General features: G+C 74.8%; 22 protein-coding genes. 14 read left to right on the top strand and 8 right to left on the bottom strand.

Annotated elements, in window-relative coordinates; genetic code table 11:
• Positions 1-50 precede the first annotated feature (50 nt).
• The 10 genes from ABT015_RS22685 (at position 51) to ABT015_RS22640 (ending at position 12,142) form a co-directional block, all read left to right on the top strand.
• A complete protein-coding gene (locus ABT015_RS22685; RefSeq protein WP_350881816.1) occupies positions 51-362 on the top strand; it encodes a PAAR domain-containing protein in 312 nt (103 codons plus the stop codon).
• Entirely contained in the window at positions 359-814 is a 456-nt protein-coding gene (locus ABT015_RS22680) for a GPW/gp25 family protein (RefSeq protein WP_350881814.1), read from the top strand. The genes ABT015_RS22685 and ABT015_RS22680 overlap by 4 nt, the downstream gene beginning before the upstream one ends.
• Positions 814-2,775 carry a putative baseplate assembly protein gene (locus tag ABT015_RS22675; protein ID WP_350881812.1) on the top strand — a complete coding sequence of 654 codons (1,962 nt, stop codon included), beginning with the start codon at positions 814-816 and terminating at the stop codon, positions 2,773-2,775. The genes ABT015_RS22680 and ABT015_RS22675 overlap by 1 nt, the downstream gene beginning before the upstream one ends.
• Positions 2,772-3,377 carry a phage tail protein gene (locus ABT015_RS22670; RefSeq protein ID WP_350881810.1) on the top strand — a complete coding sequence of 202 codons (606 nt, stop codon included), beginning with the start codon at positions 2,772-2,774 and terminating at the stop codon, positions 3,375-3,377. The genes ABT015_RS22675 and ABT015_RS22670 overlap by 4 nt, the downstream gene beginning before the upstream one ends.
• 3 nt (positions 3,378-3,380) lie before the next feature.
• Entirely contained in the window at positions 3,381-4,631 is a 1,251-nt protein-coding gene (locus ABT015_RS22665) for an NADase-type glycan-binding domain-containing protein (RefSeq protein WP_350881808.1), read from the top strand.
• An 83-nt stretch (positions 4,632-4,714) separates the two neighbouring features.
• Positions 4,715-5,761 (top strand): TIGR03617 family F420-dependent LLM class oxidoreductase, encoded by a 1,047-nt coding sequence (locus ABT015_RS22660; RefSeq protein ID WP_350881806.1) that lies wholly within the window; start codon positions 4,715-4,717, stop codon positions 5,759-5,761.
• A gap of 321 nt (positions 5,762-6,082) precedes the next feature.
• On the top strand, positions 6,083-6,442 hold the full coding sequence (locus ABT015_RS22655; protein WP_350881804.1) for a hypothetical protein: 360 nt from the start codon (positions 6,083-6,085) through the stop codon (positions 6,440-6,442).
• On the top strand, positions 6,439-8,238 hold the full coding sequence (locus tag ABT015_RS22650) for a GMC family oxidoreductase (RefSeq protein WP_350881802.1): 1,800 nt from the start codon (positions 6,439-6,441) through the stop codon (positions 8,236-8,238). Before ABT015_RS22655 ends, ABT015_RS22650 begins: the two co-directional genes overlap by 4 nt.
• Positions 8,235-9,077 carry a hypothetical protein gene (locus ABT015_RS22645; protein ID WP_350881800.1) on the top strand — a complete coding sequence of 281 codons (843 nt, stop codon included), beginning with the start codon at positions 8,235-8,237 and terminating at the stop codon, positions 9,075-9,077. Before ABT015_RS22650 ends, ABT015_RS22645 begins: the two co-directional genes overlap by 4 nt.
• Before the next feature lie 191 nt (positions 9,078-9,268).
• Positions 9,269-12,142, top strand: coding sequence for an AfsR/SARP family transcriptional regulator (locus ABT015_RS22640; RefSeq protein ID WP_350881798.1), 2,874 nt, complete (start codon positions 9,269-9,271; stop codon positions 12,140-12,142).
• On the opposite strand, the gene ABT015_RS22635 is transcribed toward ABT015_RS22640, so the two are convergent.
• The 5 genes from ABT015_RS22635 to ABT015_RS22615 form a co-directional block, all read right to left on the bottom strand.
• Positions 12,108-13,178, bottom strand: coding sequence for a bile acid:sodium symporter family protein (locus ABT015_RS22635; RefSeq protein WP_350881796.1), 1,071 nt, complete (start codon positions 13,176-13,178; stop codon positions 12,108-12,110). The genes ABT015_RS22640 and ABT015_RS22635 overlap by 35 nt on opposite strands.
• Entirely contained in the window at positions 13,175-13,477 is a 303-nt protein-coding gene (locus tag ABT015_RS22630) for a hypothetical protein (protein WP_350881794.1), read from the bottom strand. The genes ABT015_RS22635 and ABT015_RS22630 overlap by 4 nt, the downstream gene beginning before the upstream one ends.
• Positions 13,474-14,358, bottom strand: a complete 885-nt coding sequence (locus ABT015_RS22625; RefSeq protein WP_350881792.1) for an isocitrate lyase/PEP mutase family protein — start codon at positions 14,356-14,358, stop codon at positions 13,474-13,476. The genes ABT015_RS22630 and ABT015_RS22625 overlap by 4 nt, the downstream gene beginning before the upstream one ends.
• A 324-nt stretch (positions 14,359-14,682) precedes the next feature.
• A complete protein-coding gene (locus ABT015_RS22620) occupies positions 14,683-15,552 on the bottom strand; it encodes a class I SAM-dependent methyltransferase (RefSeq protein WP_350881790.1) in 870 nt (289 codons plus the stop codon).
• Positions 15,553-15,773: 221 nt separating this feature from the next.
• Positions 15,774-16,310, bottom strand: coding sequence for a PadR family transcriptional regulator (locus ABT015_RS22615; protein WP_350881788.1), 537 nt, complete (start codon positions 16,308-16,310; stop codon positions 15,774-15,776).
• A gap of 125 nt (positions 16,311-16,435) precedes the next feature.
• On the opposite strand from ABT015_RS22615, the gene ABT015_RS22610 reads away from it, so the two are divergent.
• Positions 16,436-16,756, top strand: a complete 321-nt coding sequence (locus ABT015_RS22610; RefSeq protein WP_350881787.1) for a mycothiol transferase — start codon at positions 16,436-16,438, stop codon at positions 16,754-16,756.
• On the opposite strand, the gene ABT015_RS22605 is transcribed toward ABT015_RS22610, so the two are convergent.
• Complete coding sequence (locus ABT015_RS22605) at positions 16,653-17,273, bottom strand: TetR/AcrR family transcriptional regulator (RefSeq protein WP_350881786.1); 621 nt, start codon at positions 17,271-17,273, stop codon at positions 16,653-16,655. The two genes, ABT015_RS22610 and ABT015_RS22605, sit on opposite strands and share 104 nt — an antisense overlap.
• 74 nt (positions 17,274-17,347) lie before the next feature.
• Here ABT015_RS22605 and ABT015_RS22600 point away from each other — a divergent pair, with 74 nt between their 5' ends.
• Complete coding sequence (locus ABT015_RS22600) at positions 17,348-17,542, top strand: hypothetical protein (protein WP_350881784.1); 195 nt, start codon at positions 17,348-17,350, stop codon at positions 17,540-17,542.
• Between the two features lie 85 nt (positions 17,543-17,627).
• Here ABT015_RS22600 and ABT015_RS22595 read toward each other — a convergent pair whose 3' ends face one another.
• On the bottom strand, positions 17,628-17,804 hold the full coding sequence (locus ABT015_RS22595; RefSeq protein WP_350881782.1) for an antitoxin: 177 nt from the start codon (positions 17,802-17,804) through the stop codon (positions 17,628-17,630).
• Positions 17,805-18,089: 285 nt separating this feature from the next.
• Between ABT015_RS22595 and ABT015_RS22590 the strand changes: the two genes are divergently transcribed.
• Both ABT015_RS22590 and lpdA read left to right on the top strand, forming a co-directional pair.
• A complete protein-coding gene (locus tag ABT015_RS22590; protein ID WP_350881943.1) occupies positions 18,090-19,589 on the top strand; it encodes a M28 family peptidase in 1,500 nt (499 codons plus the stop codon).
• Positions 19,590-19,924: 335 nt separating this feature from the next.
• On the top strand, positions 19,925-21,331 hold the full coding sequence (lpdA, locus tag ABT015_RS22585; RefSeq protein WP_350881780.1) for a dihydrolipoyl dehydrogenase: 1,407 nt from the start codon (positions 19,925-19,927) through the stop codon (positions 21,329-21,331).
• A 95-nt stretch (positions 21,332-21,426) separates the two neighbouring features.
• Here lpdA and ABT015_RS22580 read toward each other — a convergent pair whose 3' ends face one another.
• Positions 21,427-23,013, bottom strand: coding sequence for an MFS transporter (locus ABT015_RS22580; RefSeq protein WP_350881778.1), 1,587 nt, complete (start codon positions 23,011-23,013; stop codon positions 21,427-21,429).
• Between the last annotated feature and the right edge of the window lie 15 nt (positions 23,014-23,028).

Raw genomic sequence — 23,028 nt, 5'->3', positions numbered from 1 at the left:
GCACGGCCCGATCGTCCGGCCCCCTCGAACCACCCGATTGGAGAACGCAGATGCCCCCCGCAGCCCGGATGGGTGACACCACCAGCGACGGCGGTGCCATCACCACCCCGCCACCAGGCGCCCTCGCGGCGGCGACCGTACTGATCGGCGGCCGCCCGGCCGCCGTCACCGGCAGCCTGCACGTGTGCGTGCCGCACGTGGAACTCGGGCCCGGCAACGTCGTCATGCCCAGCCCCACGGCGGCGGCCGGGGGCCTGGTCCTGATCGGAGGGCTGCCCGCGGCGCGGGTGGGCGACCAGACGTCCTGCGGCGCGAAGATCGTCACCGGCGCGTTCAACGTGCTGATCGGGGGCGTCGCGTGAGCGGCTTCATCGGGCGGGGCTGGGCCTTCCCGCTGCGGGTGAACGCCACCGGCGGCATCGGCATGGTGGACCGGGACCGGGAGATCGAGGAGGCCATCCGGCTGATCCTCGGCACCGCCCCCGGGGAGCGGCCGATGCGCCCGGAGTTCGGCTGCGGCATCCACGAGTACGTGTTCGCGCCGAGCGACGGCGGCACGGCGGGCCGGATCGCGCGCGAGGTGCGCACCGCGCTGGAACGCTGGGAGCCGCGCATCGAGGTGGACGACGTGGTGATCGCCTTCGACACGGTCGACGACGGCACGCTCTACATCGACGTCCACTACACCGTGCGGTCCACCAACGACCGCCGCAACCTCGTCTTCCCCTTCTACACCATCCCGAGCTCGCCGGACGCCCCGGACGTCCAGGACGTCCCGGGTGCGCTGGGCGCCGTGACCGGGGGAGTGAGCTGATGGCGCTGCCCTCCCCGAACCTGGACGACCGCCGGTTCCAGCAACTCGTCGACGAGGCCAAGCGGTTCGTCCAGCAGCGGGCCCCGGAGTGGACCGACCACAACGTGTCCGACCCCGGGGTCACCCTGATCGAGACCTTCGCGTACATGGTGGACCAGCTGCTCTACCGGCTGAACCGGGTGCCGGAGAAGAACTACTCGGCCTTCCTCGACCTGCTGGGCGTCCGGCTCTTCCCGCCGGCCGCGGCGACCGCCGAGGTCGACTTCTGGCTGTCGGCCCCACAGCCCGAGACGGTGCTGCTGCGGGCGGGCACCGAGGTGTCCACGCTGCGGACCGAGACCGAGGAGGCGGTGGTGTTCTCCACCGCCGAGGACCTGCCCGTCGTCCCCAGCTCCCTCGACCGGCTGGTCACCGTCTCCGCCGCGGGGGAGCAGACCGACGCCACGGCACGGCTGGCCGACGGCGTGGACGTACCGTGCTTCCAGCCGCGCCCCCAGGTCGGGGACGCCATGCTGTTCGCGCTGCCGGCCGTCGTGCCGCGCTGCATCCTCGTCGTCCGGCTGGACAGCCGGGTCGAGGGCGTCGGCGTCGACCCGCGCCAGCCCCCGCTGGCGTGGGAGGTGTGGGACGGCGCGCGGTGGATCGCCTGCGAGACCGGCTCCGACACCACCGGCGGCCTCAACCGGCCCGGCGAGGTGGTGGTGTTCGTGCCCGCCGGGCAGGTCGCCTCGGTGGTCGCCGGGCGCCGGGCGGGCTGGCTGCGCTGCCGGGTGTCCGCGCCGGAGCCGGGCCAGCCGTTCTACGCGGAGTCCCCGACGATCCGCCGCGCGGAGGTGTTCACGGTCGGCGGCACCGCGACCGTCGTGCACGCCCAGACCGTGACCGACGCGCCGCTCGGCACCTCGGAGGGCGTCGCGGGCCAGCGCTTCCGGCTCGCCAGGCCGCCCGTCCTGCTCGACGGCGGGCCCCCGGTGGTCGAGGTCGCGGCCGGCGACGGCTGGGAGCGGTGGACGGCCGTCGAGCACTTCGGTGACTCGGCGCCGACCGACCGGCACGTGGTGATCGACGCGACCACGGGCGAGTTCGCGTTCCCGCCCGCCGTCCGGGAACCCGACGGCGGCCTGCACGCCTTCGGCGCGGTGCCGCCCAAGGGCGCGCACCTGCGGGTACCGCGCTACCGCACGGGCGGCGGCACCGCCGGGAACGTCGCCCGTGCGACGATCACGGTGCTGCGCAGCTCCGTCCCGTACGTGGCCAGGGTCGACAACCGCGAGGCGGCCAGGGGCGGGGTCGACGGCGAGACGGTGGAGAACGCCAAGGTGCGCGCCCCCCACCTGCTGCGGCTCCAGGAACGGGCCGTCACCGCCGGGGACTTCGAGCTGATCGCCCGGCAGGCCGCGCCCTCGGCGGCCCGGGTGCGCTGCGCGCCGGCCGTCGCCGGGGAGGCGGGCGCGGTGCGGGTGCTGGTGGTCCCCGACGCGGTCGCGGACGAGGGCGACCGCCTGCGGTTCGAGCAGCTGATCCCCGGCGAGCAGGTGCTGTCGGCCATCGCGTCGGCCCTGGACGAGCGGCGACTCGTCGGCACCCGGCTCGTCGTCCAACCGCCCGACTACCAGGGGGTGACGGTGGTCGCCCGGCTCGCCACCCGTTCCCCGGACGGTGACCGGGTCCGGGAGGCGGCGCTCGCGGCCCTGTTCCGGCACCTCAACCCGCTGCGTGGCGGCGCCGACGGAAGGGGCTGGCCGTTCGGCCGGGCCGTGCAGTACGGGGAGGTGTTCGCGGTGCTCCAGCAGGTGGCCGGGGTCACGGCGGTCGAGGAACTGCGGCTCTTCCCGGCGGATCCGATCACCGGGCGCCGGGGCGCGCCCGCCGAACGGGTCGACGTCGCCCCGGACGCGCTGGTCTTCTCGCACCAGCACCAGGTCGTGGTCGCCGCGCTCCCGGCGGACGGTCAACGATGAGCAGAGCGGCCGTCCCCGGGCTGCCCAGCCCGCATCCGATCGGCGAACTCCTGCCCGCGCTCTACGCCGAGGACGACTTCGCCCAGCGGTTCACCGCAGGCCTGGACACCGTCCTCGCCCCGGTCTTCGCCACCCTGGACAACCTGCCCGCCTATTTCCAGCCACGCCTGGCCCCGGCCGACTTCGTCGAGTGGCTGGCGGACTGGGTCGCCGTCGAGACCGACCCGGCCTGGCCGGAGGAGGTCCGCCGGGCCGTGGTCGGCCGCGCGGTCGAACTGCACCGGTGGCGGGGCACCCGGCGCGGGCTCCGGGAACGGCTGCGGCTGATCCTCGGGGTCGGCGCGCAGATCGTGGACGGCGGCGGCGTGGCCTGGTCCACCACCGCGGGCGCGGAGTTGCCGCCCGCGCCCTCCGGGGAACTGCTGGTGCGGGTCTGGCCCGAGCGCACCGCGGCGGTGGACGAGGAGCAGGTGCTGGCGGTCGTCCGGGCGTCCTGCCCGGTGCACCTCACCTGCCGGGTGGAGGTCCTGCCCGGCCCGCCTGGTCCCGGTTCACCTGGTTCACCTGGTTCACCTGGTCAACTCGGTGCGGAAGAGAGCTGAGCTATGCGTACGTGTCCCGAGTGCGGAGTGGCCAACGAGGACGGGGACGACTTCTGCGGCAACTGCGGTGCCTACCTGGGCTGGTCGGGGACGGCTGCCGCCACCTCGGCGGCTCCCGCCTCCGCGGCACCCGGCTCTGCCGCCGCCCCGCCCGCTGCCGCCAACCCGCCTGCTGCCGCCAACCCACCCGCTGCCGCTGCTCCGCCCGCCGGCGCGGCGCGCGAGGAACGGCCCGTGCGGCCGTCCGCGGCGTCCGCCGAGCCGACGGCGGCGCGGCCCGCCGAACCGCCTGCCGCGCGGCCCGCCGAGCCGGCGAGGCCGTCCGCCGCCGCGCCCGCTGCTGCATCCACGCCCAAGCCCAAGCCCAAGCCCACGCCCGAGCCCACGCCCACGCCCGCCCCCGCCGCCGAGGTGCCGCCGGTCCGCCCCGGCGCGGTGCCACCGCAGCCCACGGCCGCCCGGCAGCCGGCGGCGGCGGACCCGGTGGCGGTGCAGCCGGCCAAGCCCGTCGCGCCCCGTCCGACCGTCCGCCCGGCCGCGGCCGACGAGGCCCAGGTCGGCCCACCCTGCCCCCGGTGCGGCACGCCCAACCGGCCCGACCGGAAGTTCTGCCGGCGGTGCGCGGAGCCGCTGACCCCCACCGAACCCGTCGCGGCCCTGCCGTGGTGGCGCACCCGGTGGCCGTTCCGGCGCCGCGTGCGCATCGGCGGCTCCGGCAGCACCCTGCGCCGGATGATCGCGGTGCTCGTGCTGGCGGCGCTGGTCGTCGCGGGGGTGCTGTTCTACCCGGCGGGGCGGAACATCTACGAGGACGTGCTGGACAAGCTCCGCGACGCCTCGGCGATCTCCCCCACCGGGGCGGTGGCGAGCGCGGAGGTCGAGGGCCACCCCGCGAAACTGACCGTCGACGGGCTGAGCAACACTTACTGGGGGGCGCCGAACGTCGGGGACTCGATCAGCTTCCCCTTCGCCCGACCGTTCCGGCTGGTGGACGTCATCATCCACACCGGCTCCTCCACCGAGCCGCAGCAGTTCCAGCAGCAGGCACGGCCCACCGCCCTGGACCTCCGGATGACGACCTCGGACGGCAAGGTGCACGAGCAGAAGGTGACGCTGAACGACAAGCCGGGCCCGCAGACGGTGCTGACCGGTGTCAGCGACGTCGTGCAGGTGACGCTGGTCGTCCGCGCCGCCGCCGGGACGGGGCCAGGGATCCCCATCGCGCTGGCCGAGGTGGAGTTCTTCAAGCGCTGAGCGGCAGGCCGCGGAGGTGGGCCCGGGCGCCGGCGTGGGAGGCTACCCGGGTACCGCCGCAGCCCGCGCCCAGGAGCACCGCCATGCACCGACCCCCCGCCTTCCGTCTCGACGCCACCGCCTCCGGACACCCGGCGGGGATCCTCGACGCCGCCGAGCGGGCCGAACGCCGGGGCATGGACCGCCTGGTGGTCGCCGAGACCGCGTACGACCCGTTCCTCCAGCTGGCCCGCGCCGCCGACCGGACCGAGCGGATCGAGCTGGCCACCGGCATCGCGGTGGCGTTCGCCCGAACCCCGATGACGCTGGCCTACCAGGCCTGGGGGCTGCACGCGGCCTCCGGCGGACGGGCCGTCATCGGGCTGGGCTCGCAGGTCAAGCCGCACATCGAGAAGCGCTTCGGGATGCCCTGGGACCGGCCGGCCGCGCGGATGCACGAGTACGTGCACGCGGTGCGGGCGATCTGGCACAGCTGGCAGACCGGCGAACGGCTGCGCTTCCGGGGCGAGTTCTACACCCACACGATGATGACGCCGGTCTTCTCGCCCGACCCCGTCCCCGCCGGGGTGCCGAGGATCCTGCTGGCCGGCGTCGGACCGCTGATGACCCGTACGGCCGGGGCGGTGGCCGACGGGTTCCTCAGCCACCCGTTCTCCTCGCCCGCCTACCTGGCCGAGCAGGTGCTGCCCGGTCTGACCGCGGCCCGGGCGCGGGCCGAGGCCGAGGGTGCCCCGTGGACGGCGCGGCCGTTCGAGGTCGCCGGCAGCGTGCTGACCGCCACCGGCCGGACGGAGGAGGAACTGGCGGCCAACCGGGCCGGGGTGCGGGAGCGGCTGGCGTTCTACGCCTCCACCCCGGCCTACCGCCCGGTGCTGGCCCAGCACGGGTGGGAGGGGCTGCAGGAGGAACTGCACACCCACTCGGTGCGCGGCCGCTGGGCGGAGATGGCCGCGCTGATCGACGACGAGGTCTTCGACACCTTCGCGGTGTCCGGTCCGGTCGAGGACGTCGCCCGCGAGCTGACCCGCCGGTACGCGGGCCTGGTCGACCGGCTGTCCGTCAGCCTGCCGGAGGAGGCGGACCCGGAGCTGGGCCTCGACGTCCTGGCGGCCGTCCGCGCTCTCGGCTGAGCTCCGCCGGACCCCTCGTCGGACCTCCGCCGGACCTCTCGTCGGACCTCCGTCGGACCTCCGCCCGGCCCTGTCGGGCCCCTCGCCGTACCCTCGCCCGCCCCCGCAGCCCGACCGGAAAACGGCCGCCGACCGAACGCGGTGGGCGGCCGATCGGGCAGGAGGCGGCCAAGACCGGGCACATTCGGGCAACGGGTTCCCGGTGACGACGGCGGGCGGCAGGATCGCGCTGGCAGACCTTGACGGGCCGCCGTCTCCACCCACCCCACGGTCTGTCATGTCTTGGCCACCGTCGACGACCGTGGGGGTGCCCGCTTGTCCGTGCCAGACGACCATCCTGCCGTTGACTGCCTCGCCGAGTTCGGGGCGCCCGACGACCTCGCCGACTTCGACGAGTTCCTGCGCGTGTGCGCCGAACTGACCGGCTTCGACGAGCCCGAGCTGCGCGCCACCGGCATGGCGCACGAGCACCACCGCACGACCCTGGCCCACCGGGTCCGCGACGACCACGCCCTGGTCCACCTCTGGTACGTCGGCGCCTGGCCGGGCGAGACCCCCAGCTCCGCCCGCGCCTACGACCAGGGCCTGGCCTGGCGGACCTTCCGCGCCGACCCGCCCGGCGCCGCCGCCCCCGGCCACGGCAGCTGGGCCGAGGCACCCCGAGGGGGCGAGGAACGGTGACCGCCCGCTGGGACGTCGTCGTGGTCGGCGCAGGCTTCGCCGGAACGCTGGTCGCCCACCACCTCGGTGAGCAGGGCCGGCGGGTCCTCGTCCTCGAAGCCGGCCGGGTCGCGCTCTCCGGGCCCGAGACCGCCGCCGCCTTCCGCGCGGCCGGTGGCGGCCCACCCACCTCGCCCTACCCGCACGACCCCGACGCCCCGTCCCTCGACGTCACCGACCTCACCGGGCTGCCCGGCGGCGGCTTCACCGCCACCGGACACCTCCGGCAGGACGGCCCGCTGCCCTACGCCAGCGGCTACCTGCGCGCCAACGGCGGCACCGGACTGCTCTGGACCGGCCTCACCCCGCGCATGCACCCCGAGGACTTCCGCACCGGCGACCTCGGCCGCGGCCGCAACTGGCCGATCGGTTACGACGACCTGGAGCCGTACTACCGCGCAGCCGAACACGAACTCGGCGTCGCCGCCGACGCCGGGGAGCAGCGCCGCGCCGTCGGACTGCCGATCCCCGACGACTACGCCTTCCCCATGCGGGCCATCCCGGCCAGCCACCTCGACCGCCGGCTCGCCCACGCCCTCGACGGCCGGACCGTCCGCGACCCCGCCATGCCCGGCCCCGCCCGGCTCGCCGTCACCGGCACCCCGCACGCCCGCAACGGCCTGCCCACCCGGCCCGGCGACAGCTTCGGCCCGCCCTGCGCGGGCAGCGCCAGCTGCGTCCCGGTCTGCCCGACCGGCGCCAAGTACACGCCGCTGCGCACCCAGGCCCGCTGGGCGCCCTGCGTCGAACTGCGCACCGGGGCCGTGGTGGCCAGGGTGCTCGCGGACCCGGTGACCGGGCGCGCCACCGGGGTGGAGTACCTGGCCGGCGGCGCGGCCCACCGGGTGGACGCGGACCTGGTCGTCCTCGCCGCGCACGCCGTCGAGAACGCCCGGCTGCTGCTCCTGTCCGGCCTGGCCAACCGGAGCGACCAGGTGGGCCGCAACCTGATGGACCACCCGGCGCTGCTCACCTGGGGGCTCATGCCCGGCCAGGTCGGGCCCTACCGGGGGCCCGGCTCCACCAGCGGCCTGGAGGCCTTCCGCTTCGGCCCGGCCCGCGCCCGCCGGGCCCCGTTCCGGATCGAGATCGGCAACTGGGGCTGGTCCTGGGCCGGTGGCTCCCCCGAGGCGGAGACGGCCGCACTGCTGGCCGCCGGGCTGCGCGGCAAGGAGCTGCGGACACGCCTCGGCGACCGGCTCGGCCGTCAGTTCTCGCTCCAGTTCGAACTGGAGCAGCCCGCCGACCCGGCCAACCGGGTCACCCTCGACCCGGACCGGCGCGATCCGCTCGGCCTCCCCGGTCCGGCCGTCCGCTACGACCTCGACGAGTACGTCCGCGCGGGCATGGTCTCGGCCCGCGCCGTCTCCGACCAGCTGTTCGCGCTGCTCGGCGCCGAGGACCACACCGCCTACCCGGCCGGTCCGCAGTGGCCGGGCCGCCTCGAACACCTGGGAGCCGCCTACGGCTACCGGGGAGCGGGCCACGCCGGCGGCACCCACGTCATGGGCGACTCGCCCGCCACCTCCGTCGTCGACCACTGGCAGCGCTGCTGGGACCACCCCAACCTGTACGCCGTCGGGTGCGGCTCGATGCCCTCGCTCGGCACCTCCAACCCCTCGCTCACCATGGCCGCCCTCGCCCTGCGCAGCGCCGACCGGATCCACCAGGACCTGCTGGACCTGCACCGCCCGGTGTCCGTCGCCGGTACCCCTTCGCCCGCCACCCGTTCGCCCGCCCTTCCGGAGACACCATGACCGGCCTGCCGCTCCCGCCCGTACCGGAGCCGTACCACCTGCCCTTCCACTACGGCGCGCTGCACAACATCGGCGTCGACTACCTGGTCGAGCCCGAGCGGGCGCGCGAACTGCTCGGCAAGCGCCACCCCGGCCTGACCGCCGCCGTGTTCGACGGCGGGGCTTGCGTGTCCCTCAACTACCAGCTGTACTTCGCCCAGTACCCGAACGGCGGTGGCATCACCGAGGAACTGGAGATCAACCTGGTCGCCCACCCGGTGTTCGCCGGGGACCGCCTGCCGGTCCTCAACTACGGCCAGTACGCCCGGGGTTACGACCAGACCAAGCTGCTCGGCATCGCCCGCCTGCACGTCCTGTGCGACAATCCGCTCGCCATCGACGCCGGGCGCCGGCTGTACGCCGAGCCCAAGCACCCCGGCTGGTTCGAGACCGCGCTGCCCTCGCTCAACGCCCCCGCCGTGCGCGAGCGCTGGTCCGTCTCCTGCCGCCGGGCCACCCTCGGGGCGGACGGGCTGCGCCGCCACGACGAGCAACTCCTCGCCCTCGACGTGAACCTGATCGGCCTCACCGCCGAATCCGTCAACAACACCCCGATCACCGGCTACGGCACCGACGACGAGGGCAAGCTGCTCGCCGGCCCGCTCAACGTCTACCACCCCTACCGCTACTACGCCCTGGACGACCGCACCGCCGACCGCGTCCGGCTCGACCTCGGCAACCCGGCGGAGGAGTCCGCCCGCGACCTCGCCCACCTGATCGCCGACGCCCCGGCCGCCGGGGTCTGGACCTACCAGTCCCCGCCGGTCGCCGCCCACAACCGCGCCTACTACGTCCGGTGACGCCCGCCCGCCGGGGGCGGGTTACGGGTCGGGGTCGACATCACCCGAGCGGGCCGGCAACGGACCGTTGGCGCCGTTCTCGTGTGCACCCCTGACCGCTCCTCTGCGGCTGGGGGTGTGCGCGTGAGCGTCCACTGACAAGGGTAGCCTTGCCCATTGCGCAGGTGATCGGCAGTGGGGAGGGACCTTTGTTGGAATTCCGGCTGCTCGGACCGGTGGAAGTCCGGTGCAACGGGCAGTTCGTCGAGATCGGGCCACCGAAACGCCGGACCTTGCTGGCGATGCTGCTCCTCGCCAACGACGCGCTGGTCACGAACGACCGCCTCACCGACGCCCTGTGGGGCGAGCAGCCGCCCAGGCACGCCAAGACCGTGATCCAGGGGCACGTCTCCCAACTCCGCCGGCTGCTGCAGCACGTGGGCCCGGTCACCATCGCCACCGCCTGCGACGGCTACCTCCTCCAGGCGCCGTCCGAGCACATCGACGGCGAGCGGTTCCGCGCCGCCGTCGCCGAAGCGCGCACCGGCGACGGCGCACCGGCCGGCATCCCGGAGCTGCGCAAGGCCCTCGCGCTCTGGCGCGGCCCGGCACTCGCCGGACTCTGCGGCACACCCACGGTCGTCGCCGCCGCGGCGGAACTGGAGGAGGCGAGGCTCGGCGCGGTGGAGGAGCTCGGCCAGGCGCTGACCGCCGGCCGGCGCGCCGAGGAGGCCGTCGCGGTGCTGCGCGGCCCGGCGGACCGGCATCCGCTGCGCGAATCCCTGGTGGCGCTCCTGCTCGACGCTCTGCTGTCGACGAACCGGCAGGCCGAGGCCATCGAGCTCTACCACCGGACGGCCCGACTGCTCGGCGACGAACTGGGCGTCGACCCGGGCCCCGCGATGGTCGAGGCCTACGACCGGATCCTCAGCCCGCCACGCGCCGCACGCCGACGGGAGGACACGCACCGGCCCGGGGACCTCCACGGACAGGAGGCCGCGGACCGGCAGGAGGCCACCCGCCGCCAGACGGACGCGTACCGCCGAGCCGACGCGCGCCGCCAGGCGGACGCGCACGGCCAGGCTGACGCGTACCGTCAGGCGGACGCGTACCGCGGCGCGGGACAGCCGGGCGCGCACGAGCTGCGGCGACCGCTCCTGCTGCCCCGCCGACCGGCCGGCTTCACCGGGCGCAAGCGCGAACTCGCCGCCCTCGACGCGGCCGTGCGGGACACCGCACACGACTCGCCCATCTGTCTGGTCACCGGGCCGGCCGGGATCGGCAAGAGCGCGCTGGTGGCCCACTGGGCCCAGCAGGCTGCGGCGGACTTCCCGGACGGCGTGCTCTTCGCCCGGCTCGGCGGCTTCGTCGACACCGCCCCGATCGCCGACCCCGCCTTCGTCATCCGGGACTTCCTCGGCGCGCTCGGCATCCAGCCCGACGACATCCCGCAGAACACCGCCGCGGCCGAGGCGCTCTACCGCTCGCTGCTCCGGAACCGCCGCCTGCTGGTCATCCTCGACGACGCGCTGAGCTACGACCAGGTCCGCCCGCTGCTGCCCGGCGCCCAGGGCTGCGCCACCGTCGTCACCAGCCGCAACCGGCTGGAGAGCCTGGTCGCCGGCGACTGCGCCCGCCCGCTGCTGCTGGACCGGCTCGGGCCGGGGGAGGGCGAGGCACTGTTCGCCCGCATCCTCGGACCGGACCGCGTGGGAGCGGAGCCGGACGCCGCCGGGCGCCTGGTGCGGTTGTGCGACGGGCTGCCGCTGGCCCTGCGGCTGGCGGCGGCCCGGCTGGCGGTGCGGCCCGAGCGCTCGCTCGGCGACGCGGTCGAGGAACTCCGCGACGGGCAGCGGCGGATCTCCTTCCTCGCGGTGGACGGCATCGACTTCGCCTCCGTCCTGCGCGTCAGCGTGGACCACCTCCCGCCCGACGCGGTCGCCGTCCTGCGGCTGCTGGCCCACCACTTCGGCCCCGACATCGACGTGGCGGCCGTCGCCGCGCTGGCGGACGACAGCCCGGACGGCAGCCGCGCCGTGCTGGAACGCCTCGTCGCCGCCAACCTGGTGGAGGAACGGGGGCACGACCGCTACGCCCTGCACGGGCTCATCCGGCTGTTCGCCCGCTCGCTCGGCCCCGCCCCCGGGGGCGACCGCCTCCTTCCGCTCCTCGACCACTACCTGTACGCCGCCCTGGCCGCCGCGAGCGCGGCGGTGGCGGGCAGCCAACCTTGCTGCCGGCTCCCGGAGGACTTCCGGACGCCGGTGTCGACGCCCGTCTTCGCCGACCGGGAGGAGGCGATGGCCTGGTACGCCAGGGAACGGCGCAACCTCGTCGCCGCCACCGCGGCGGCCGCCGCCGGTCGGCACCACCACCGGGCGTGGCGACTCGCCCTGCTGCTGTGGCCGCTGGTCGTCCAGCAGCCCGGAGCCGACTGGGAGGTTCCGCTCGGCCACGCCCTCGGCTCCGCCGTCGAACTGGCCGAGGCCGACGCGGAATCCCGCGTCAGGAGCCTGCTCGGCTGGGTCCTCGGGCAGAACGGCCGGTACGAGGAGGCCCTGCCGTACCTGCTGCGCGCACCCGATCTGGCCCGGCGCGCCGACGACACCGAGGGCGAGGCGATCGCCACCGCGAACCTGGCCCAGGCCCGGGAGGCACTCGGCGACACGAACCTGGCCGGCCTCGGCTACGAGCGGGCCGCGCAGCTCGCCCGCAGGGCCGGCAGCCCGCAGACCGAGATGCTCACGACCTACTACCTGGCGCGGTACCACCTGCTGAACGAGCGACCGGCGAAGGCGCTCGCCCTCGCGCGGCACGCGCTCGACCTCGCCCCGGAGGACCAGGTCGTCGCGCGCCGCGCGATGCTCCTGGACATCTGCGGGAGGGCCCTGGCCACCCTGGACCGCAACGGCGAGGCGTGGGACCACTTCGACCGCGCGGGCCGCCTCGCGGAACAGGACGGCTTCACCGCCGACGCAGCCGACTACTACGCGCGCGCCGCCGCAGTCCGGCCCCGGACAGCGGGATCGGACGCTGGCCCCAGGCGCCGGCTCACCCGGGAACGGGCGGCCCGCCCGGCCCCGTGAGCGCGGCCGGTACCCGATCGGCGGGCGGGGCCTGCCCGGCGGGCGTGGCGTCCGGCGCGCGGGCCCAGCGGCCGGCGAGCACGGTGCCGGCCACCAGCTGGAGCTGGTGATACGCCATCAACGGCAGGACCAGCAGCCCGGCCTGGGGCCCGAAGAGCACCGTGGCCATCGGCAGGCCGTTCGCCAGGCTCTTCTGCGAGCCGCACAGCACCGCCGCGATGGTGGCCGGCCGGTCGAGCCCCAGCAGCCGTGCGCCGAGCCCGGTGACCGCGAGCGCGGCGGCCAGCAGGGCGAGCAGCACCGCGAGCAGGCCGAGCAGGGCGCCCGGGGTGGCCAGGCCCCAACTGCCCTGGGCCGTCGCCGCGCTGAACGCGGTGTAGACGACGAGCAGGATCGAGCCCCGGTCCACCGGCGTCAGTACCCGTCTGTGCCGGGTGAGGAAGGCGCCGATCCACGGCCGCAGCACCTGCCCGAGCAGGAACGGCGCGAGCAACTGGGTCCCGATCCGCAGCAGCCCCTCGGCCGACAGCGCGGTGTGCACGTCCAGGAGCCAGGCCGCCAGCAGCGGGGTCAGCAGCAGCCCGGCCAGGCTGGAGTACGTCCCCGCGCAGATCGCCGCCGCGACGTCGCCCCCGGCGGCGCCGGTCAGCGCCACCGAGGACTGCACCGTCGACGGGAGCAGGCACAGGAACAGCACCCCGGTCTGCAACTGCCCACTGAGGGGGACGGGCGTGAGCAGCGCGGTGGCCGCCCCGAGCAGCGGGAAGAGGCCGAAGGTGGCGGCGAGCACCAGCCCGTGCAGGCGAAGGTGACGCAGCCCGGCCAGCGTCTCGCGGGCGGAGAGCCGGGCGCCGTAGAGGAAGAACAGCAGCGCCACCGCCAGGTTGCAGGCCACGGCCGCCACCTGCGCCGAGCCCCCGGTGGCCGGGAACAGGGCGGCCAGGCCGACCGTCCCCGCGAGCGCGGCCAGGTACGGGTCGAGCCGGCGCGGCCACAGTCCGCGCCACCGGCCCCGGCGGACGGTGTTGTCGGTCATCGGCCACCCCCGATCGCCGCCCCGCCCGGGCCGGACCCGAGCAGGCCGCCCACCAGGGACCCGGCGCCGTCGTGATCGCTGCCCGCAGAGCCGCTGCCGTTCTGGACGTTGGCCGTGCGGTCGATCTCCACCCAGGAGTCGGCGTGGGAGTTGTCGACGAGCGTGATCAGCCCCCCGCCCGCCGCCGCGGGCGCCGCCGCGCCGGCGAGCAGGCCGCACGCCCCGGCCAGCCCCAGCGCGGTGGCCCGCAGGACGGCGGCCGCCGGGGGCGGGGCGGGACCGCGCAGTCCGGCCGTCACACCGTCACCCCCGCGAGCGGGTGCGAGCGCGCGATGTTCCGCTCCAGCAGTTCGGTGGACTCCCGCACGCCGATCTGCCGGCTCTCCCCGGCGCCGGCCGGCAGCCGCCCGTCGGCCACCTTCAGCCCGGCCAGCGCCTCGTCCATCGCCCGGTGGGCCGCGAACAGGCAGGGCGTGCTGTAGATCGCGACGTCCACCCCCAGCTCGGTCAGCTCGGAGAGCGACAGCCGGGGGGACTTGCCGCCGGCGATCTGGTTGAACAACAGCGGCTTGTCGCCGACGACCTGCCGGATCCGCCGGATCCAGTCCTCGCTGCGCACCCCGTCGACCAGCACCACGTCGGCGTCGGTGTCGGCGAGCGCCCGGGCGCGGCGCAGGATGTCCTCCTCCTCGGTGGCGTCGGTGCGGGCGACCACCAGGAGGTCCGTCCGGTTGGCGAGGACGAGGTCCAGCTTCTCCAGGTACTCCTCCAGCGGGAGGACCTGTTTGCCGTCGGCGTGGCCGCAGCGGCGCGGCCGTTTCTGGTCCTCCAGGATGACGCCGGACGCGCCGATGCGTTCGAGGCTGCGCACGACGTGGCAGGCGACCTCGGGATCGACGTAGCCGTCGTCGATGTCGACCAGGAGATGGTGCCGGGGGAAGGCGCCACGCAATCGTTCGACGAAGCCGACCATGTCCGGCCAGGCGATGAACCCGATGTCGGGCAGGCCGTAGTAGGAGGCGGCGAAGCCGAATCCGGAGACGAACATGCCGTTGTAGTGCTCGGCCGCGATGGAGGCCGAGTACATGTCGTAGACGCCGATGAGGGGCGTGGTTCCGGGGCTCGCGATCTCCTCGCGGAGCCGCTGCCCGTGGCCCGACGCCGTGGTTCCGTGGAACAAGGCCTTCTCCTCACTCGTGGTGACTTTGCCTGGACTTGGTCTTCCCTAGACCGAACTGAGATGTCATCACTATGTGGCCTTTAACGTTACGTGGGCAAATCTTTAAGTGGAATTCACTCATTCGAGTGAGGAGTGGAATTGAATATATGTCAGACATATGAAAAGGGCGGTGGCGTGGAAGATCCACGCCACCGCCCTGATCCGGTCGGGCCCGGTCGGGTCCGGTCGCCGGAGAATCCCCCGCCCTCGGCGATGGGCGCGTAGCCGGAGCCGTGGTGGGGGCGGGAGGGGGGAGTTGCGGGCGCGCGTCGGCGCGCCGGAGCGTCAGGAGGCCGGAACGGGCCGGACGGCGCGGCGCTCGCGCAGCGTCCGGAGCACCCGGCGGGTCGCCCGGGTGGCGACCGGCGGCAGCAGGTCCAGCGCCAGCCGGCGCGAGGTGGACTGCTGGACGGGGGCCTTGACCTGGTAGTTGAGCCGCAGCACCGGTTCCCCGGCGATGGTGTCGTCGTCCACCGTGTAGCCCTCGGCCCGCCAGTCGCGGGTGAGCAGGACCTGCCGGACGGCCGCGGCGTCGCCCCAGGTGCCGTAGAACTTCATCGGGGTGAGCAGCACCGGCCGCAGGCCGCCGGTGAAGACCGCCTCCCAGACCGCCGCCGACACGCCGGGGGTGTGCTCCGAGCGGTAGTCGTCCAGCGCCACGACGCCGTTCTCGGTGAGCGCCGCCCTGGTCACCGCGATGTCCCCGGCGACGTGCTCGTACAGGTGGGAGGCGTCGACGTGGACGAACCGGCAGCTCCCGGCCGGGATCCGGCCGTCGGCCAGCACCGAGGTGGGCGCCTGCACGATCTCCGGCAGCTCGCCGTGGAAGGCGAGGTAGTTGGCCTCGAAGGCGCTCCGGGTGAGGGTCTTGCGGTAGGACATCGCCATCTCGGCGGCGTTGTCCTCGTCGCCCGCCTCGGAGTCGAACAGGTCGCAGACGGTCAGCCGTTCGCCGGTCTGGAGGTGGTCGCCGAGCAGGACGGCGCTGCGGCCGAGGTAGCTGCCGAGTTCGAGGATGTCGCCGGTGGCGCCCGCCGTGGTCTGGGCCGCCAGCAGGTGGCCGAAGGCCGCCCGGTCGAGACGGAAGAACCAGCCGGGGATGTCGTCCCGGGTCAGTGGCGCGGGGCGGGCAGCTGCGGTCTCGGCGGTGGGCACGGCGGCCTCCAGGAGGGCGGGCGGGGCGCGGTGGCGGGGTCACGCCGCGGAGGGGACGCCGCAGACGTGAGGCCGATCATCATAGCGACGCGGAGGCCGGCTGGGAGCCGGTTCGCAACGGCGCGATTTCGCGCGTTCGCGCTGCTGTGCGAAGGCGCGCGCCGGGCCGCGTCCACGGCCTCGCGGGTCGGTGCGCCCGGCCGGGTGCTCGGCCTCGCGGGTCAGTGCACCCGGCCGTCCAACTCGGCGATGGTCTCCACCAGCCAGGCCCGCTCGGCCGCCGTGGAGGCCCGGGCGACGAGCAGCATGCCGCGCCGGAAGGGGTTCGGCTCCAACTCGGCGGTGACCGCGCGGCCCTCACCGTCGTGGAGGAAGCCGCTCGGCTCGTCCAGGAACGCCAGCCGGCGCCGGAGCACGGCTGCCTGCGCGGGCGGGTCGGACAGGTGGTGCAGGAAGGCGGCGTGCGCGAAGAAGCGGATCTGGTCCGTGATCTCGGCCTGCTCCGGGTCGGCCAGCCGGCGCCGCAGCTCGGCCCGGCCCTCCTCGGTGAGCTCCAGCGTCTGGCGCGGTGCGGCCCCGCTGCCCGGTTCGGCGCGGCGGCGCAGCAGTCCGGCCTTCTCCAGTCTGGCGATGGCGGGGTAGAGCGCGCCGTCGCTGACCGGCCGGACGTGGCCGGTGAGGCCGGTGATCCGGGACTTGAGCTGGTAGCCGTGCAGCGGCTGGTCGTACAGGAAGCCGAGGATCGCGAGGGTCAGCACGGTCGAAGCCCTTTCGTCGGAGTGCGCCCTGTGGCGCGCCCCATGTTACCTCTAGTCGAGGTGTCTCGATAAGAGGTATCTCTATTCGAGGCATTCCGTCGGCAGACGGCGGAACGGGGGGGAGCGTGCCCGAGGCGCTGGCCGACTGGCGGGCGGAGGTCGAGCAGGGCCGCGAACTGACCGCCGAGGCGGCGCCGGAGGACACCGGGCGCCTGTCCGGGCGGGCGGCGGCCGTATTCGGCTCGGAGACGGTCTCGCTGCGCTGGATCCTGGTACACCTGATCGAGGAGTGCGCCTGCCGCAGCGGGCACGCGGACCTGCTCCGGGAGAGCATCGACGGCCTCACCGGCGTGTGGCGGCTCCCCGGGGGAGGGCCCCGGGGGCCGGGCCGAGGTGGGCGTCCAGGGCGGCGCGCAGCAGCGGTTCGACGTCCTCGCCGCCGGTGATGAGCCGCAGGCTGCCCCAGGCGCGCAGTTGGGCCAGTCCGTGCAGGTTCGCCCACAGCGCGGCGGCCGCCGGTCCGGGGTCGGTGGACTCCGGGCGGGCCTCGCCGACCAGGCGGGCGACGGTGTGGAACATCGGCAGGGTGGTGTGCCGCAGCTCCGCTCCGCTGCCCTCCAACAGGTCGTGACGGAACATCAGCTCGAACATGCCGGGGTTGGCCGCCGCGAAGCCGAGGTAGGCGCGGGCGAGCGCGTCGAGCCGGGTGCGGGGGGCCGCGCCGGTGGTGGCGGCCAGCGCGTCGGCGCCGGCCAGGGTGTCGGTGAGCCTGCCGAACCCGTGCCGCGCGATGGCGGCGAGCAGTTCGCGGTGGGTGGGGAAGTGTCGGCGGGGGGCTCCGTGCGAGACCCCCGCCTGCCGGGCGATCTCGCGCAGGCCGAGGGCGTGGACGCCCTCCCTGGTCACCAGTTCGACGCCGGCGGCCACCAGGCGTGCGCGCAGGTCCTTCTCCTGATCGGTCACGGGCCCTGTCTACCAGGCCGCTGTAGACAGTGTCTACTCGCGTCGGCGCGGGCGTTCCGGGCAGACTCGGAGGCATGGACGAAGGCGGAGAGGCGGCCTGCTGGCTGGACCGGGTCTGCCCGGCGTGCGGACGCCTGCGCGAGCGGCCCGGGCCGCAACCGTGCGAGAACTGCGGGACCGGCGGCACGAACGGCGAGGCGGGGGCGCGGCAGCCCGCAGCCGGGGCCGCGCCGGAGCGGGACGGCTCGGCGCCGGCTCGGAACAGCTGAACGACAGCCCGGAACGGCTGGGCCCCGGTGCGGCCGGGCGGGCCTGACCGGAGCCGCAGGCGTACGGCGGGGTTTCGGTCTGGTACTACTGCGGCGGCTGGTCGCGGAACTGGTTCTTCGCCTGCTCCTGGGCGGCGTCCACCTGGCTGCTGTACTTGCCCTGGGTGCGCTCGTCGACGGCGTCCCCCGCCTTGTCGACGGCCCTGTCGGCCTGGTCCTCGTGGCCCTTCAGCAGGCCCTTGAGCTTATCCAACATGGACATCTGGTCACGCTCCTGGAAGAGACGGCCCCACTCCTCCAGGATCACCGCCTCCGCCGCCGTCCGCATCCCGCGGCCGCGCGGCGGCCTTGGCAACGTGATGCCGGTCATGTCAAATCGGGAGTTCACGGACCGCCGGAAGGAGTCGCCTTGAAGCCCCGATCCCGCCGCCTGACCTCTCTGCCCCTCCGCCCGACCAGCCCGCTCGAACAGTCCACCCCGATACCGCACCAGCAGCGCCGGGACCAGCGCCCGCGCACTGCCACCGTCCGGAGCGCGGGCGCCGTCCTGACCGTCGCCGCCGTGGCCGCCCCGCTGCTGCTGGCCGGGGCCGGCGGCGCGGCCGCCGACCCGGACCCGGCGCGCAGAGGCGAGAGGCTCGCCGCGCGCCTGGTCGAGGCCGCCGACGCCGAGAGCGCCCACGACACCCTGGCCGTGCTCCAGCGGATCGCCGACCGCAACGGCGGCACCCGGGTGGCCGGTTCGAAGGGGCACGACGAGTCCGCGCGCTACGTCTACGAGCAGGCCCGCCGGGCCGGGCTGAAGGTGTCCCGGCAGGAGTTCGAGTACACCTTCTTCGAGGCCCGCTCGGAGCGGCTGCAGGTGCTGTCCCCGCAGGCCGAGAGCATCCCGCTGATCGCCATGACGTACTCGCTCGGCGGTCCGGACGCGGGCCTGAACGCCGACCTGGCGGTCGCCCCGGTCAGCGCCACGACCGGCTGCGCGCCCACCGACTACCCGGCCGGCGCGTTCACCGGCCGGATCGCGCTGATCCAGCGCGGCGGCTGCGGCTTCGCCGTCAAGCAGGCGGCGGCCGCGACAGCCGGTGCGGTGGGCGCGATCATCTACAACAACACCGACGGTGACCTCAACGGCACGCTCGGGGACCCGGCGGCCGGCAGGATCCCCGTCGGCGGGATCACCCGGGCCGCCGGGGAGGCGCTGGCCGCGAAGGCCGCCGCCGGCCCGGTCCGGCTGGACCTCGACATCCGCACCTTCATGGAGCCGCGCAAGACCTGGAACGTCATCGCCGAGACCAGGGGCGGCGACCCGGCCGACACCGTGATGGTCGGGGCGCACCTGGACTCCGTCGCGGCCGGGCCCGGCATCAACGACAACGGCTCCGGTGCGGCGGGCATCCTGGAGGTCGCGCGCAACCTGACCGTCCACCCGGTGAAGAACAAGGTCAGGTTCGCCTGGTGGTCCGCCGAGGAGTTCGGCCTCAAGGGTTCGGAGGCGTACGTGAAGTCGCTCTCCGAGGCGGACCGGAAGAAGATCAGGCTCTACCTCAACTTCGACATGATCGCCTCTCCCAACTACGCGCAGTTCGTCTACGACGGCTCGGGCAGCACCGGCGGCGGCGCCGGCCCCGAGGGCTCGGCGCAGATCGAGCGGGACCTCACCGGCTACCTGGACGGCCGGGGCCTGCCGCACGAGCCGACCGCCTTCAACGGCCGCTCCGACTACGGCCCGTTCATCGACGCGGGCATCCCGGCCGGTGGCACCGACACCGGCGCCGAGGTGGTCAAGTCACCGGCGCAGGAGGACCGTTACGGCGGCACGGCGGGTGTGGCCTTCGACGCCTGCTACCACAAGGCCTGCGACGGCCTGAAGAACATCGACATGGACGCCTTCGACGTCAACATCGACGTGATCGCCCACGCCGTCGGCACCTACGCCTGGGACCTCTCCTCGCTGAACCGGCCCGTGCCGCCGCAGCACCCCGCCGGCCAGGCGGGTGGCGGCGGCGGTATGAGCGGGGGCCACGCCCACGAGGTGACGGCCTGACGCCCGGGTGGGCCCGCTGCCGTCCTCGGGCGGCGGGCCCACCCGCCCCATCCGCCCCACCCGCCGGCTCCGCCGCGCTCGTCCGCCATTCGGCCCCTCCTCCCGCTCGCACCCCCGGCCCTCGGACCGGGCCTCGCCCCGGACCTCACCCGGGCCCCGCCCCTGACCGGCCAGGTTGCGAGCACCGTAGCCGAGGGCACTGACAATCCGGCCCCGGGCCGGGTACGGTGCCGCGCGGAGCGCATCCGCCGAGACCCGGTGGGTGCGTCGAACCCGGTCCTGACACCATGGGACCGAGATCACGAGACCGTGACACCCTCGGAGGAGTCAGCAACATGAGCACGCACTACGACGTCGTCGTCCTCGGCGCCGGCCCCGGCGGCTACACCGCAGCCGTCCGCTCCGCTCAGCTCGGCCTGAAGACCGCCGTCATCGAGGCCAAGTACTGGGGCGGCGTCTGCCTGAACGTCGGCTGCATCCCCTCCAAGGCCCTGCTGCGCAACGCCGAGCTCGCCCACATCTTCACCAAGGAGGCCAAGACCTTCGGCATCAAGGTCGAGGGCCAGGTGACCTTCGACTTCGGCGAGGCCTTCCGCCGCAGCCGCTCGGTGGCCGACGGCCGGGTCAAGGGCGTCCACTACCTGATGAAGAAGAACGGCATCACCGAGTACGACGGCTGGGGCACCTTCGTCGACGACCACACCCTCCAGGTCGCGCTCAGCGGCGGCGGCTTCGACGTCGTCACCTTCGACCACTGCGTCATCGCCACCGGTGCCACCACCCGACTGCTGCCCGGCACCAGCCTGAGCGACCGCGTGGTCACCTACGAGGAGCAGATCCTCACCGAGCAGCTGCCGGAGAGCATCATCATCGCGGGCGCCGGCGCGATCGGCGTCGAGTTCGCGTACGTGCTGCACAACTACGGCGTGAAGGTCACCATCGTCGAGTTCCTGGACCGCGTGGTGCCGCTGGAGGACGTCGAGGTCTCCACCGAACTGGCCAAGCAGTACCGCAAGCTCGGCATCGAGGTGCTCACCTCCACCCGGGTCGAGTCGATCGACGACAGCGACCCGAACGCCAAGGTCAAGGTCACCGTCACCAGGGACGGCCGGCAGCAGGTGCTGGAGGCCGACAAGGTGCTCCAGGCGATCGGCTTCGCGCCGCGCGTCAACGGCTACGGCCTGGAGAACGCGGGCGTCAAGCTGACCGACCGCGGCGCCATCGCGGTGGACGGCCGCGGCCGCACCAGCGCCGGGCACATCTTCGCGATCGGCGACGTGACGGCCAAGCTGATGCTCGCGCACGCCGCCGAGACGATGGCCGTGATCGCCGCCGAGACCATCGGCGGAGCGGAGACCATGGAGGTCGACTTCGCCATGATCCCGCGCGCCACCTACTGCCAGCCGCAGATCGCCTCCTTCGGCTACACGGAGGCTCAGGCCCGCGAGCTGGGCCACGACGTCAAGGTCGCCAAGTTCCCGTTCACCGCCAACGGCAAGGCGCACGGCCTCGGCCACCCGATCGGCTTCGTCAAGGTCATCAGCGACGGCAAGCACGGCGAGCTGCTCGGCGCCCACCTGATCGGCCCCGAGGTCACCGAACTGCTGCCCGAGCTGACCCTGGCCCAGCAGTGGGACCTCACCGTCCACGAGGTGGCCCGCAACGTGCACGCCCACCCCACCCTCGGCGAGGCGGTCAAGGAGGCCATCCACGGCCTCGCCGGCCACATGATCAACATGTGACGCGCACCGCATGACGGCAGGGCCCGCCCGACCTCCCGGGCGGGCCCTGCCGTTCTCCGGCGGCCCCGGGCCCCCGCCCCGGCTCCGACGGCAGGTCAGGCCGACTCGTCCGGCGCCAGGGCGAGGTAGGTGAGCACCGCGCCGAGGGCGGACAGCGCGGCGAGGGCCAGCCCGAGGACGTGCAGGGCGTCGGTGAACCCGGCGGCCAGGGCGGCCTGGTGCGCCGCGGCCACCCTGCCCTGGACGGCCTGTCCGGCGAGCTGCGCCGCCTCGTCGGCGGCGAGGCCGCTGCCGCCCAGGTGCGCGGCGGTCAGCGTGCTGAGCAGCGCGGCGGCCCCGGAGACGGCCACGGACTCCCCGGTGATCCGCATCGTGTTGAAGACGCCCGCGGCGGCCCCGGCGTGCTCGGCGGGGACGGTGCCGACGGCCGCGTCGTCCATCACCCCGAAGGCCAGTCCGACCCCGGCCCCGAACGGCAGCAGCGGCACCGCCAGCGCGAGCCACGACCCGTCGCCGCGCACCGTCACCAGCAGCAGGGAGCCCGCCGCGATCAGCGCGGAGGCGGCGGTCAGCACCGCCCGGACGGAGACGGCGGCGGCGAGGCGCCCGGCCACCAACGGCAGCAGGAGGACGGGCGCCGTCATCGGCAGCAGGAGCAGACCGCTGGTCAGGACACTCCTGCCGCCCACGCCCTGGAGGTAGGCCGGGAGGTAGACCAGCAGCACGACGAACCCCAGGGTGACGGTGAACGGCTGGCACACCACGGCGAGGAACTCGGGCCTGCGGAACAGCCGGACGTCGACCATGGCGCGCCCGGCCCGGCGGACCTCCACCCCGGCGAACAGGACCAGCAGCAGCGCCGCGCCCGCCAGCGGCAGCAGCGTGCCCGGCGCCGTCCAGCCGGCGGTGCCGGCCTGCACGAGCGCGTACGACAGCGCGGCGAGCCCGCCGGTGAAGCAGACCACCCCGGGCAGGTCGATCCCGGGGTGGTCCGGGTTGCGGGACTCCGGGGCCCGGGTGGCGCACAGCCACGCGGGCAGGGCCAGGACGGCGACGAGCAGGAAGACCGACCGCCAGCCGGCCGCCTCCACCAGCAGGCCGGCGGCCGGCGGCCCGATCGCCAGGCCGGTGCCGAAGGAGGTGCCGAGGATCCCGAAGGCGAGCCGTCGGCGCCGCCCGGAGGTGGACTGGGCCAGGACCGCCGCGCCCGCCGCCAGCACGGCGGCCGCCCCGCACCCCTGCACCGCCCGGGCGGCGTCGGCCACGGCCATCGACGGCGCGAGCGCCACCACCGCGGACAGCGCGCCGACCAGCGCGATCCCCGACAGCAGCACGCGCCGCCGGCCGATCCGGTCCGCGAGGCCGCCGGCCGCCAGCGGCAGGGCGGCGAAGGTGAGGTTGAAGGCGTTCAGCATCCACTGGGCGGCGCCCACCGAGGAGCCCAGCTGCGCGGTCATGCTGGGCAGCGCCACGGCGGCCCCGGTCACCGAGAACGGCAGCATCATGCTGGCGCAGCCGACGGCGGTGACGGTCGCCCAGTAGCCGCCCGGACCGCCTTCGGTACGCGGTGGGGGAGCGGCCGTGCCCGCCGGGTGCTCGGTCCGGGGCGGCGCGGCGCGGCGGGCGCCTTCGGGACGGGCGCCGTCGGGACGGGCGTCGTCGAGGCGGGGAGAAGCAGTCATGGCCCCGATCGTCGG

The sequence above is a fragment of the Kitasatospora sp. NPDC094016 genome (assembly GCF_040304045.1).
Lineage (GTDB): Bacteria > Actinomycetota > Actinomycetes > Streptomycetales > Streptomycetaceae > Kitasatospora.
The sequence above is the reverse complement of the archived record's forward strand: the minus strand, read 5'-3'. Positions and strand labels throughout refer to the sequence as shown.